We start from the raw sequence: 12769 nt of genomic DNA, 5'->3' as shown, positions 1-12769 counted from the left end.
GGCGATCACCCCCGTCCGGACGCGGGACGGGGCACCGGCCCACTACCAGTGTGCGCGGTGCCCCGGAAAAGGCGCCCAGCCGAGGGGTTACAGCGTGGAGTACAGCGGGTGCTTCGCGGCCAGCGCGCTCACCCGACCGCGCAGCGCCTCGGCGTCGTAGACCGGCTTAAGCGCCTGCGCGATGACGTCGGCGACCTCGCGGAAGTCCTCGGTCGTGAAGCCACGGGTGGCCAGCGCCGGGGTGCCGATCCGCAGGCCCGAGGTGACCATCGGGGGGCGCGGGTCGTTCGGGATGGCGTTGCGGTTGACGGTGATGCCGACCTCGTGCAGCCGGTCCTCCGCCTGCTGGCCGTCCAGCTCGGAGTTGCGCAGGTCCACCAGGACCAGGTGCACGTCCGTGCCGCCGGACAGCACGGCCACGCCCGCCTCGGCCACGTCGGCCTGGGTCAGCCGCTCGGCCAGGATGCGCGAGCCCTCAAGGGTGCGCTGCTGGCGCTCCTTGAACTCCTCCGAGGCCGCCATCTTGAAGGCGACGGCCTTGGCCGCGATCACGTGCTCCAGCGGGCCACCCTGCTGACCGGGGAAGACCGCCGAGTTGATCTTCTTGGCGAGTTCGGCCGTGGACAGGATCACGCCGCCGCGCGGGCCGCCGAGCGTCTTGTGCGTGGTGGTGGTCACCACGTGCGCGTGCGGCACCGGCGAGGGGTGCAGACCCGCGGCGACCAGGCCGGCGAAGTGCGCCATGTCCACCATCAGGTACGCGCCGACCTCGTCGGCCACCCGGCGGAAGGCCGCGAAGTCGAGCTGGCGCGGGTACGCGGACCAGCCGGCCACGATCAGCTTCGGACGGTGCTCCTTGGCCAGCCGCTGGATCTCGTCCATGTCGACCTGACCGGTCTGCTCGTCCACGTGGTAGGCGACCACGTTGTAGAGCTTGCCGGAGAAGTTGATCTTCATGCCGTGGGTCAGGTGCCCACCGTGCGCGAGGTTCAGGCCCATGATCGTGTCGCCGGGCTTGAGCAGCGCGAACATCGCGGCGGCGTTCGCCTGCGCGCCCGAGTGCGGCTGCACGTTGGCCGCCTCGGCGCCGAACAGCGCCTTGATGCGGTCGATGGCGATCCGCTCGATGACGTCCACGTGCTCGCAGCCGCCGTAGTAGCGGCGGCCCGGGTAGCCCTCGGCGTACTTGTTGGTGAGGACCGTGCCCTGGGCCTCCAGGACGGCGACCGGAGCGAAGTTCTCCGACGCGATCATCTCCAGGGTGGACTGCTGGCGGTGGAGCTCGGCGTCGACGGCGGCGGCGACGTCCGGGTCGAACTCGTGGAGGGAACTGTTGAAAGTCGACATCGGCATCCCGATCAGATCAGAGGCGTCAGGGTCACGTGGAAAGGTGCTCAGCTTTCGGTGAAGGCCGTGTACTCGTCGGCGGAGAGCAGGTCGTCCGGCTCGTCCGAAATCTTCACCTTGAACAGCCAGCCACCCTCGAAGGGGGCCGTGTTCACCAGCGACGGGTCGTCCACGACGTCCTGGTTGACCTCGGTGATCTCACCGGTTACCGGCGCGTACAGGTCGCTGACCGACTTGGTCGACTCCAGCTCACCGCAGGGTTCGCCCGCGGTGACCTCGGCGCCGACCTCCGGGAGCTGGACGAAGACGACATCGCCGAGCGCGCCCGCGGCGTGCTCGGTGATGCCGACCGTCGACACGCCGTCCTCGGCGGCCGACAGCCACTCGTGCTCCTTGCTGTAGCGAAGCTGCTGGGGGTTGCTCATGACCTGATTCTCCTGTACGCGATGGCGTGGTCGTGCAAGGGGGCGGGAAAACGATGGAACGGACAAACGCCGCCGAGGTGCCGTACGGAAAGCAAACGGACACCTCGGTCGGGTGGGACCGGGGCGGCGGCTAGCGCTCGCGCTTGTAGAAGGGGAGCGCGACGACCTCGTACGGCTCGTGCGTCCCACGGATGTCCACGGCCACGCCCTCGGTGCCCGGAGCGGCGTGCTCCGCGTCCACGTAGGCCATGGCGATCGGCTTGCCGAGGGTGGGCGACGGGGCGCCGGAGGTCACCTCGCCGATCACGGTGCCGTCGGCGGCCACGACGGAGAACCCGGCGCGCGGCACCCGACGGCCCGTGGCGACCAGCCCGACCAGCTTGCGCGGCGGGGCCTCGGCGGCCCGCTTGGCCGCCCCCTCCAACGGCTCGCGGCCGACGAAGCGGCCACCGTTGGTCGTCTTCTCGAACTTCACCACGCGGCCGAGCCCGGCGTCGAAGGGCGTGGTCGCGGTGGTCAGCTCGTTGCCGTACAGCGGCATGCCCGCCTCAAGGCGCAGCGTGTCGCGGCAGGAGAGCCCGCACGGGATCAGCCCGACCGGCGCGCCGGCCTCGGTCAGCGCCTGCCACAGGGTCTCGGCGTCGCCCGGGGCGACGAACAGCTCGAAACCGTCCTCACCGGTGTACCCGGTACGGGCGATCAGCGCCTGGACGCCGGCGACGGTGCCGGGCAGGCCCGCGTAGTACTTGAGCCCGTCCAGGTCGGCGTCGGTCAGCGACTTCAGAATGCCGGGGGACTCGGGGCCCTGGACGGCGAGCAGCGCGTACGCGTCGCGGTCGTCCCGGACGGCGGCGTCGAAGCCGGCGGCGCGCTCGGTCAGCGCGTCCAGCACGGTCTGCGCGTTGGAGGCGTTGGCCACCACCAGGTACGTCTGGTCGGCCAGCCGGTAGACGATCAGGTCGTCCAGGATGCCGCCGTCGGCGTCGCAGATCATGGTGTAGCGGGCGCGGCCGACGGCCACCGAGGACAGGTTGCCGACGAGGGCGAAGTCGAGCGCCTCGGCGGCCTGCGGGCCGGTCAGCGTGATCTCGCCCATGTGGGAGAGGTCGAACAGGCCGGCGCGGGTGCGGACGGCGACGTGCTCCTCGCGCTCACTGCCGTACCGCAGCGGCATGTCCCAGCCCGCGAAGTCGGTCATGGTGGCGCCGAGCGCGCGATGGGTCGCGTCGAGGGCGGTGCGGCGCGGAGAATCGGGCAGGCTGCTCATCGGTGCGGACTCCCAGGGGGTGGGCAGGGCTGGCGAGGACATCCTCCCCATCTGTCATCGGAACCTGAGAGGTTCGCCTTGACCCCCCGCGGAGCGGGGCAGGCTTGCACCTTGGGTGGAGCCGCGCGAACGGCTCGCTTTTCAGATCTGCCTCATCCACGCGGTATCGGGGCCTGAGAGATTCAAGGGAGGACTTGCTCCTTCGGCGTCCCGGGCGGCTGATCGAGCAGATCATCGCTGGTCCGGGAACTCTCCCGCATGGATTCAAGCGGCCAGTATGCAGTTGCGCGCACATCATGACACGGACAGGCGAGCGATGGACCCCCGGTCCGGCACCCAAATCTCCGGTGGGGCGTATTACCTCTTCTTTACACTCGGTGGATACGGACCGTGGTGACCGCCGCCGTCATGCTCGGGGAGGACGATCACGTTGCAGGGTCAGGGCACGCAGGCGGGACAGTCACGAACACCTCCAGTGACCGCGCCAGCCGCGCCGTCGCGGCAGCGGGCGCGGGCGGCCGGGGAACTGGTGCGGCCGGGCCGCGGCCCCCGGGTCCGCGACCTGCGCGCCGGCGGCCGGGCCCACGCCCAGCCGGCGGACCGGGCCCGCACGCAGCCCGGCGCGACGCTGACGGACTTAGCCGACCGCTCCACGGCCGACCGCTCCACGGCTGACCGCTCCACTGCCGACCACTCCACGGCTGACGGCCCCTCGGGCGAGCGCCTCTCGGCCGACCCCGGCGTCGGCGAACGGCGCGCCGGGGGCCCGCCCGGCGAGGAGCCCGCCAGTAGCCCCACGCCCCCGGAGTCCGCCGGTGACCAGGGCCCGCGCGTGCCCGACGGCGGCGGCCACCTCCCACGGGCGCGCGCCGCCGGCGCCCCACCGCGACCGCCGGTCCCGGCCGTCCCGACGGCTCCGTCAGCCCCGCCGACCCCGTCAGCCCCGCCCACGGCAGCCGTGGCAGCCGCCCCGCCGGCCCGGGTGCGCGAGCTGCGCTACGTCGCCGGTGACCTGGTCGTCGTCTCCGGGCTGCCCGGCAGCGGGAAGAGCACCCTGATCCGCCGGGTGGTGCCGGCCCGTGACGCGCAGGGCCGGCCGGTGCGGCGGGTCGACTCGCAGGACGCCAGGGACCGCTGGGAACGCCGGATGCCACCGTGGCTGGCCTACTCCGCCTACCGACCGCTGGTGCGCCTGGCGCACTACGCGGGGTTGCGCCGGGCCGTGCGCTCCGGCGACAGCGTCGTCGTCCACGACTGCGGCACCATGCCGTGGGTACGCCGCTGGCTGGCCCGCTGCGCGCGGCGTCGCGGCGTCGCCCTCCACCTGGTCCTGCTGGACGTGCCGCCGGGCGTGGCCCTGGCCGGGCAGGCGGCGCGGGGCCGTGGGGTCTCCCCGTACGCCTTCGGCCGCCACCGCGCCGCGGTCGGTCGGCTGCGCGCGGAGGCGCTCGCGGGAGCCCCGCCGGCCGGCTGCGCGTCGGCGGTCCTGCTGGACCGCGCGGCGGCCGGGGCGCTGGCCGACATCGGGTTCGACTAGACCCGTAGCCGCCCGCGCTCGCGCCCGCGCGGCGAGGGCGGCCCGGCGCGCCGGGTACGGGGCGCCCCGAGATGCAACGGGACACGACGGGGCGCCACCTCCGTGCACCCGTACGCGGCGCCCCGCGCGTCTGTCTGTACGCGGGGCACCCCACGCGCCCGACGGGGCGCCGGCGGCTCCCGCGCCCGCGCCGCGTGCCGGCGCGGGACCCGGTGGGCAGGCGCCCGCGAAGGGTGCCGTGCGCCCGGGCGGGCGGTGGCCCGCGGGAGCGGGGGCGGGTGCAGCCGTTAGGGTGCGTAGGCAGGTCGGACGAGACGGTGGTTGGACGAGATGAGCATCCCTGAGCGACACGAAACCTCCCCGGCTGTCGGCGGTTTCCCGTGCAACGAGCTCGAAGAGGTGCTGGCCGCCTCGCTCGCGCTGGGCCCGGACGGACAACAGCGGACGGGCGCGGGCGCCCGCGTCGTCGAGGTACTCGGGCGCAGCCTGATATGGGTGCCGCTGCCGCGCGGCGGTGGCCCGGACAGCACCGAGTTGGACCTCGCCACCATCGAACTGGACGGCGCCGCCTTCACCCCGGTCTTCAGCTCCGAGGCGCAGTTCCACGCGCTCACCGGCGGCCAGATGTCCTTCACCGTCGCCCCGGCCGTCGAGTTCGCCCGTGGGCTGCCCCCACAGGTGGGCATCGTCGTGAACCCGGGCGGCGCGGTCGGCGTCCCGCTCCCGACGCCCGCCGTCGCCGAACTGTGCCGCGCCGGCCGCACCCCCCTGGACGGGGCCGCGTCGGGCGGCCGGGTGCTGCTCTACGAGCCCGACTGGCAAGACGAGCCGGTCGACTTCCTGGCCGCGGCCGGCATCGAGTTCACGGCGACGCCCGGCGTGCGGACCGCGCGCCGGGCCCTGGCCAGCGTCGAGGGCCAGCCCCCGGCCCTGTTCGTCGGCGTCGAGGTGGACCGGCCCGACCCGCAGGCGCGCGCCCTGGTGCTGGACGCGCTCGGCCGGGCGCTCGGCGCGGTCCCGGTGGCCTGGCCGGTACAGCTCGTCCTGCTGGACATCGCCCAGGACCCGGTGGCGGACTGGATGCTGGGGCGGGTGCGACCGTTCTTCGACCGGGACGTGTGACGTCGTGCGGGAGCTGTCGAGGGGGACTCGTAAGCTGGTTGGATGACCGGGCGGGGCGTGCGACGACGCCCCGGACATCGGCCGACAGAAGGGGCGTAACCAGGTGAGCGCGGGCGCGGACAGGGGGGTGCGCAGCGACTCGTATCTCGGCGGTGGCGGGCGAGGCGGGGCGGGTGTGCCCGCCGGGCAGGTCGAGGAGGCGCTGGGGCAGGTCTCCCCAGGGCGCTTCGACGCGTACGAGCGCCTCCTGCACGCCCTCGTCGAGGGCCAGGTGTGGATGCTCCTGTGGCACGGCCAGCCGGGATCACCCGACGCCCAGTACGGAAACATGGACATCGACGGCCTCGGCTACGCGCCGTGCGTGACCTCCGCGCACGAGCTGGCCGCCAGCGGCTGGCACCGCTCCCACGAGGTGGTCACCGGCCGGCAGGTCGCCGCCGCGCTCTTCCCCGAGCGCTGGGGCCTGTGGCTCAACCCGCACGCCCCCGGCGGCGGCGTCGGCGTCCCCTGGGCCGACCTGCGGCGCGTGGCGGGGGGCCTGGACCGACTGCCCGCGGGGCCGCTGCGGCTGAGCGAACCCACGGTGGAGATGCACCAGTTCTACGCCCTGCTCGGGCAGCACGCGCACCGCACGCCCGCGGTGCGCTCGCTGCGCCGCGCCTGGGTACAGCCGGCGCTCGGCAGCCCGTACCTGGCCATCGGCCTTGAGCTGTACGACACGAGCCAACAGGCCGTGGAATCCGTACGGTTGATGATGCGTCAGGCCATCGGGGTGGTGCCCGACGGGCTGCCGGTCTCCACGGTCGCGATGGCCGACGCGTACGACCCGGTGGCGATGTGGATGCAGGCCAACAGCCGCCCCTTCTTCGACCGCGACCTCTACGGACCCGCGCCCGCGCCCACGGCCGGATACGGCTACCCGCCGCAACCCCAGCCGTACTGAGCGCCCCCGGCCGCCCCGGCTCACAGCCCCACACGCGCCCACGCCCGTAGCCCCCACACGCGCCCGCGCCCGTAGCCCCCACACGCGCCCGCGCCCGTAGCCCACGCCCGTAGCTCCCGGTCCGGGGCTTGCGGCGGGCGCCGCCGGCCCGAACTCGGGCCGCCCGCCTGCCCGCTGGCGCGCCGGCGCCGCTCGCCCGGGACGCATGCCCGGTACGCACTCCCTGCCGGAGACGCGGCGTTCACCCGATATGCCGCACCCCGCCCAGCGCCCCGTCGCACCCTGCCCAGCGCCCCGTCGCACCCCGCGCGATGCCCCGCTGGGCCCCGGGTGGTGCCCCGGCGCACACCGCGTGTTGCCCCGCCGTTGCCCGCGGCCTCCCGTCGCGGCCCCTCGCGGGGACCCGCCATGGTGGCGGGAACGCGCCAATCCCGGCCGGTGCGTCAGGGGCGCACCAGGGAGTTTGTCCCTCCGCCTGGCGCGGGCGGCCGTCGCTGGCCACAACCCCTGTTCGCGAGTGGGTAATCGGCCGACTGCGCCCCGCTCATCCGGCTCCACTGTTCGGATAACGGAACCTTCCTGGCCACATCACAGTTGCGCATCCATTACCGATGAGGTCTGGCGGGTGATCGCGGCAGCGTTGAAGACTCCCGCTCCAAGGGACGTGTGGCGCGTCACACGACCCGAACGGGTGACGCGCCGCGGGTGAACTTCCCGGTCCGTCCGCACTCTTCGCGCCGAGCCCGTGCCAACGTTCTCGCGCTTGGCCGTACTCAGGGCCACGAGGGCGGATCTCGCTTCGCAGCTCTCGCACCATCAGCGGTACCCGCACGCCAAGTTCAGTCCATTTGCACCAGCTCAGCAGCTTTTGCTCCATCGGCTTTCGCTCCAACTGATGTGAACCAGCCGCTACAGCGGCGGTCGTGGGCCGGTCACCACCCGGCCGAGAGGGGTCCCCACCACGATGACGGCACCACTGCACGACACGAGCGCGGCCGAGACCGCGGCTGTCGACGTCGCGGCCGACGCCCCGGCCAAGGAGATCGCGGGCCGTTCGCCCGCCCAGATCGCCTGGGTGCGACTGAAACGGGACAAGCTGGCGTTCGTCGGTGGCGGCGTCGTGCTGTTCCTGATCCTCGTGGCGATCTTCGCCCCGCTGATCGTCAGTTGGTTCGGCCACCCGCCCAACGAGTTCCACGACGGCCCGGAGACGATCGACGCCTTCGGCGGTGGCCAACCGGTGGGCGACTGGGGCGGCATCAGCAAGGACTTCCTGTTCGGCGTCGAACCGACCAACGGCCGCGACACCTTCAGCCGGGTGGTCTACGGCACCCGCATCTCGCTGATCGTGGCCTTCCTCTCGGCGATATTCGCCGTCCTGCTCGGCACCGTCTTCGGCATCATCGCCGGCTACTTCGGCGGCGTCGTCGACGCGATCATCAGCCGCACCATGGACCTGCTGCTCGCCTTCCCGCAGCTCCTGTTCATCCTGGCGCTGGTCTCGGTGGTGCCCAGCGAGCTGTGGGGGCTGAGCGGTTCGGGCGTCCGCATGGGCGTGCTGATCGTGGTGATCGGCTTCTTCGGCTGGCCCTACGTGGGACGCATCGTGCGTGGCCAGACGCTGTCGCTGCGCGAGCGCGAGTACGTGGAGGCGGCGCAGAGCCTCGGTGCCGGCCGCCGCTACATCCTCTTCCGGGAACTGCTGCCCAACCTGGTCGCGCCGATCACGGTCTACATGACCCTGATGATCCCGACCAACATCCTCACCGAGGCCGCGCTGAGCTTCCTGGGCGCGGGCGTCAAGCCGCCCACCGCCTCGTGGGGACAGATGCTGTCGACGGCGGTGCGCACGTACGAGATCGCGCCCATGTTCCTGATCTTCCCCGGGTTGGCCATCTTCGTGACCGTGCTGGCCTTCAACCTCCTCGGCGACGGCGTCCGAGACGCCCTCGACCCCAAGGGGAACCGCTGACCCCAACACCCCAGCAGTCCCACGCCGCTCCGCCGGCAGTCCCACCACGCAAGCCAAAGAAACGTCACCACCACGGAGGTTGCGAGATCGTGACAACCCATCGCACATCGAAGCGCAGACTGGTCGCGGGGTCGGCCGTCGTCGTCGCGGCTCTGTTGACCACCGCCGGCTGCGGGGGCGGTGGCAAGAAGAGCGAGGGCAGTGGCCCGGGCTTCAACGCCGCCCAGAACAAGATCGCCAACCCGTCGGACAAGAAGGGCGGCACCCTCAAGTTCATCGGGACCCAGGACGCCGACTCCTGGGACCCGCAGCGCGGCTACTACGGCTTCGTCTGGGACTACGCCCGCTACTACACCCGCCAGCTGATCACCTACAAGCCGGCCCCCGGCAAGGAGAGCCAGGAACTGGTGCCGGACCTGGCCACCGCCGCGGCCAAGATCAGTGAGGGCGGCAAGCGGTACGAGTACACCCTGCGGCCCGACGTGACCTGGCAGGACGGCAAGCCGATCACGTCCAAGGACATCAAGTACGGCATCGAGCGGATCTGGGCCCAGGACGTGCTGTCCGGCGGCCCGATCTACCTCAAGGACACGCTCGACCCCAAGGGCGAGTACAAGGGCCCGTACAAGGACAAGCACCCGGAGAAGCTGGGCCTGAAGGCCATCGAGACGCCGGACGACAAGACCATCGTCTTCAAGTTGCCCAAGCCCAACGGCGACTTCGAGCAGATGCTGGCCATGCCCGCCGCCTCCCCGGCCCGCCAGGACAAGGACACCGGCTCGCGCTACGGCCAGAAGCCGTTCTCCTCGGGCCCGTACCAGTGGGTCTCGTACGAGCCCAAGAAGTCCATGGTGCTGACCCGCAACCCCAACTGGAAGAAGTCCTCGGACCCCGTCCGCAAGGCCCTTCCGGACAAGATCACCCTGACGCTCATCACCAACTCCGATGAGATGGACAAGCGCCTCATCAAGGGCGACTACGACATCGACCTGAACGCGACGGGCATCGGCCAGGCCGGCCGCGTGGAGGCCCTGCGCAAGCACAAGGGCAACCTCGACAACCCGATGACCGGGTTCATCCGGTACGCGGTCTTCCCGCAGACGGTCAAGCCGTTCGACAAGCTCGAGTGCCGCAAGGCCGTCATCTACGGTGCCGACAAGCAGTCGCTGCAGACCGCCCGCGGTGGCCCGCAGGCCGGTGGTGACATCGCCACCAACATGCTGCCGCCGGTCGTCAAGGGTTCGGACCCGAAGTACGACCCGTACGGCGCGCTGGAGAACGGCGGCGCCCCGAACACCGCCAAGGCCAAGGAAGCCTTGAAGAAGTGCGGTCACCCGAACGGCTTCAAGACCACCATCGCGGTGCGTAACAACAAGCCGGTCGAGGTCGCCACCGCCGAGTCGCTCCAGGCGTCGCTGAAGAAGATCGGCATCCAGGCCGAGATCGAGCAGTACGACGGCTCGATGACCGCCGGCATCATCGGCAACCCGGCGTACGTCAAGAAGCACAACTTCGGGATCATCATCATGGGCTGGGGCCCGGACTTCCCGACCGGCCAGGGCTTCTCGCAGCCGCTCGTCCACAGCAAGTACATCCTGGACAACGGCAACAACAACTACAGCATGCTCAACGACCCCAAGATCGACGCCAAGTTCACGCAGGCGCAGTCCGAGCTGGACGAGGACAAGGCGGCGAAGATCTACACCGAGATGAACAAGATGGTCTCGGAGCACGCCGTCTACCTGCCGTTCGTGTTCGAGAAGAACGTCATCTGGCGCAGCAGCCGGCTCACCAACGTCTACACGGCCGACGCCTTCAACGGCCGCTACGACTACCAGGCGCTGGGCGTCGTCAAGTGATCGCCACCACCCGTATCCGTAGGTCTGGCGTGAGGCCAGCCGCATCCCGGCGCACCCGCCGCTAGGCACGAAGGGCAGGTGATGGCCGCGTTCCGCGGCGGGGAACCACCGGACGAACGCCGGTAGTTCCCCGCCGCGGCCGGGCCGAAAGCAGTGCTCGCATACCTCATCCGGCGGCTGTTCGCCGTCGTCCTGACGCTGATGGTCGTCATCCTGGTGACCTTCGGCATCTTCTTCATCATCCCGAAGTGGACCGGCGTCGACCCGGCGACGATGTACGTCGGCAAGCAGTCCGACGCGCAGGCCATCGAGGCCATCCGCCAGAAGCTCGGGCTCGACGACCCGATCGTGGTGCAGTTCTGGGAGTTCCTGCGCGGCCTGTTCATGGGGCGTGACTACACCAGCGGCGCCGACACCGTGCACTGCTCGGCTCCGTGCTTCGGGTACTCCTTCCGCAACGAGCAGCCCATCTGGCCGGTCCTGACCGACCGACTGCCGGTCACCCTCGGCCTCGCCGGCGGCGCGGCCCTGCTCTGGGTCATCGGCGGCGTGGCCACCGGCATCGTCTCGGCGCTCAAGCGCGGCACGATCTGGGACCGCACGGCCATGACCGTCGCCCTGGCGGGCGTCTCGCTCCCCATCTACTTCACCGGCGTCGTCTCGCTGGCGATCTTCTCGTACCAGCTCGACTGGGTGAGCAACGAGTACACCGAGTTCGGCACCGACCCCGCGCTGTGGTTCAGCGGCATGATCCTGCCCTGGGTCACGCTCGCCTTCCTGTACGCGGCGATGTACGCCAGGCTCACCCGCGCCACCATGCTCGAAGTGCTCGGCGAGGACTACATCCGCACCGCGCGCGCCAAGGGACTGCGCGAGCCGGTCGTGATCGGCAAGCACGCGATGCGCTCCACCATGACGCCGGTGCTCACCATCCTCGGCATGGACCTGGGCGCGCTGGTCGGCGGGGCCATCCTCACCGAGACCACGTTCAGCCTCCCGGGCCTCGGCCAGGCGGCTGTGTCGGCCATCGGCGAACGCGACCTGCCGGTCATCCTGGGGGTCACGCTGCTCACGGCGGGCGCCGTCGTGATCGCCAACCTCGTCGTGGACCTCTTGTACGCCGTGATCGACCCCCGAGTGAGGCTCTCATGACGACGGAATCCACCCCCGGGGCCGGGCGCGCGGTCAGCAAGACGAGTGGCCGGCCCGCGCGGCGGGCCGGCGCCGTGGGCGAGCCGACGACCGCCGGCACCCCGGACTCGGGCGTCTTCCTGGACGTACGCGACCTGCGGGTGCACTTCCCGACCGACGACGGCCTGGTCAAGTCCGTCGACGGACTCTCCTTCCAGTTGGAGCGCGGCAAGACGCTGGGCATCGTCGGCGAGTCGGGATCGGGGAAGTCGGTCACCTCGCTCGGCATCATGGGACTGCACACCGTCGGCCAGTACGGCCGGGGCAAGGCGCGGATCTCCGGCGAGATCTGGTTCGACGGCACCGACCTGCTGGCCGCCCACCCGGACGAGGTCCGGCGGCTGCGGGGCCGCGAGATGTCGATGATCTTCCAGGACCCGCTCTCCGCGATGCACCCGTACTTCACGGTCGGCGCGCAGATCATGGAGGCGTACCGGGTCCACAACAAGGTCGACAAGCAGAAGGCGCGGCGGCGCGCGGTCGAGCTGCTTGACCGGGTCGGCATCCCGCAGCCCGACCGCAGGGTCGACGACTACCCGCACCAGTTCTCCGGCGGCATGCGGCAGCGCGCCATGATCGCGATGGCGCTCGTCAACAACCCCGAACTGCTCATCGCCGACGAGCCCACCACCGCCCTGGACGTCACCGTGCAGGCGCAGATCCTCGACCTGATCCGGGACCTGCAGAAGGAGTTCGGCTCGGCCGTCATCATCATCACCCACGACCTGGGCGTCGTCGCCGAGCTCGCCGACGACATCCTGGTGATGTACGGCGGCCGGTGCGTGGAGCGCGGCCCGGCGGAGAAGGTCTTCTACGAGCCCCAACACCCTTACACCTGGGGCCTGTTGGGTTCGATGCCGCGCATCGACCGGGACCAGACCGACCGGCTGATCCCCGTGCACGGCTCGCCGCCCAGCCTGATCAACGTGCCGCAGGGGTGCGCCTTCAACCCCCGCTGCCCGTACGCGGACGTGCCGGCCGACAACCGCACCCGCACCGAGCGGCCGGAGCTGAAGGAGGTCGGCAGCCGTCACTTCTCCGCGTGCCACATGTCGCAGGAGGAGCGGACGCGGATCTGGACCGAAGAGATTGCGCCCAAGCTGTGA

At 71.2% G+C, this 12769-nt stretch carries 9 protein-coding genes, 1 pseudogene and 1 riboswitch; of the genes and pseudogenes, 7 read left to right on the top strand and 3 right to left on the bottom strand.

The genetic code is table 11. The annotated features are described in order from the left end of the window. Positions 1-87: 87 nt before the first annotated feature. From glyA to gcvT, 3 genes are all read right to left on the bottom strand, one after another. The gene (gene glyA / locus OYE22_RS08320; protein WP_277324048.1) at positions 88-1347 is read right to left on the bottom strand and encodes a serine hydroxymethyltransferase; all 1260 of its coding nucleotides are present in this window, start codon (positions 1345-1347) and stop codon (positions 88-90) included. A 47-nt stretch (positions 1348-1394) separates the two neighbouring features. Further along, a complete protein-coding gene (gene gcvH, locus OYE22_RS08315) occupies positions 1395-1772 on the bottom strand; it encodes a glycine cleavage system protein GcvH (protein WP_277319801.1) in 378 nt (125 codons plus the stop codon). Between the two features lie 130 nt (positions 1773-1902). Continuing rightward, positions 1903-3039 (bottom strand): glycine cleavage system aminomethyltransferase GcvT, encoded by a 1137-nt coding sequence (gene gcvT, locus OYE22_RS08310; RefSeq protein WP_277324047.1) that lies wholly within the window; start codon positions 3037-3039, stop codon positions 1903-1905. A gap of 151 nt (positions 3040-3190) precedes the next feature. Beyond that, positions 3191-3306: riboswitch (glycine riboswitch) on the bottom strand. Between the two features lie 721 nt (positions 3307-4027). Between gcvT and OYE22_RS08305 the strand changes: the two are divergent. The 7 genes and pseudogenes from OYE22_RS08305 to OYE22_RS08275 form a co-directional block, all read left to right on the top strand. Then, a pseudogene (locus OYE22_RS08305) lies at positions 4028-4576 on the top strand (AAA family ATPase); the annotation flags it as partial. A gap of 330 nt (positions 4577-4906) precedes the next feature. Beyond that, positions 4907-5698, top strand: a complete 792-nt coding sequence (locus OYE22_RS08300) for an enhanced serine sensitivity protein SseB (RefSeq protein WP_277319800.1) — start codon at positions 4907-4909, stop codon at positions 5696-5698. A 175-nt stretch (positions 5699-5873) separates the two neighbouring features. Continuing rightward, the gene (locus OYE22_RS08295) at positions 5874-6641 is read left to right on the top strand and encodes an enhanced serine sensitivity protein SseB C-terminal domain-containing protein (RefSeq protein WP_277324046.1); all 768 of its coding nucleotides are present in this window, start codon (positions 5874-5876) and stop codon (positions 6639-6641) included. Between the two features lie 964 nt (positions 6642-7605). After that, positions 7606-8613 (top strand): ABC transporter permease, encoded by a 1008-nt coding sequence (locus OYE22_RS08290; RefSeq protein WP_277319799.1) that lies wholly within the window; start codon positions 7606-7608, stop codon positions 8611-8613. 89 nt (positions 8614-8702) lie between these two features. Next, complete coding sequence (locus tag OYE22_RS08285; protein WP_277319798.1) at positions 8703-10472, top strand: ABC transporter substrate-binding protein; 1770 nt, start codon at positions 8703-8705, stop codon at positions 10470-10472. 153 nt (positions 10473-10625) lie between these two features. Then, a complete protein-coding gene (locus tag OYE22_RS08280; RefSeq protein WP_277319797.1) occupies positions 10626-11624 on the top strand; it encodes an ABC transporter permease in 999 nt (332 codons plus the stop codon). Beyond that, positions 11621-12769, top strand: coding sequence for an ABC transporter ATP-binding protein (locus tag OYE22_RS08275; RefSeq protein WP_277319796.1), 1149 nt, complete (start codon positions 11621-11623; stop codon positions 12767-12769). The genes OYE22_RS08280 and OYE22_RS08275 overlap by 4 nt, the downstream gene beginning before the upstream one ends.

The organism is Streptomyces sp. 71268 (assembly GCF_029392895.1).
Taxonomy (GTDB): Bacteria; Actinomycetota; Actinomycetes; order Streptomycetales; family Streptomycetaceae; genus Streptomyces.
This window is presented reverse-complemented; position numbering and strand designations above follow the sequence as displayed.

Excerpts from the sequence above, each read along its gene's own strand:
- glyA (WP_277324048.1), bottom strand. The coding sequence starts at position 1,347 with ATGTCGACTTTCAACAGTTCCCTCCACGAGTTCGACCCGGACGTCGCC.
- gcvH (WP_277319801.1), bottom strand. The coding sequence starts at position 1,772 with ATGAGCAACCCCCAGCAGCTTCGCTACAGCAAGGAGCACGAGTGGCTG.
- gcvT (WP_277324047.1), bottom strand. The coding sequence starts at position 3,039 with ATGAGCAGCCTGCCCGATTCTCCGCGCCGCACCGCCCTCGACGCGACC.
- OYE22_RS08300 (WP_277319800.1), top strand. The coding sequence starts at position 4,907 with ATGAGCATCCCTGAGCGACACGAAACCTCCCCGGCTGTCGGCGGTTTC.
- OYE22_RS08290 (WP_277319799.1), top strand. The coding sequence starts at position 7,606 with ATGACGGCACCACTGCACGACACGAGCGCGGCCGAGACCGCGGCTGTC.
- OYE22_RS08275 (WP_277319796.1), top strand. The coding sequence starts at position 11,621 with ATGACGACGGAATCCACCCCCGGGGCCGGGCGCGCGGTCAGCAAGACG.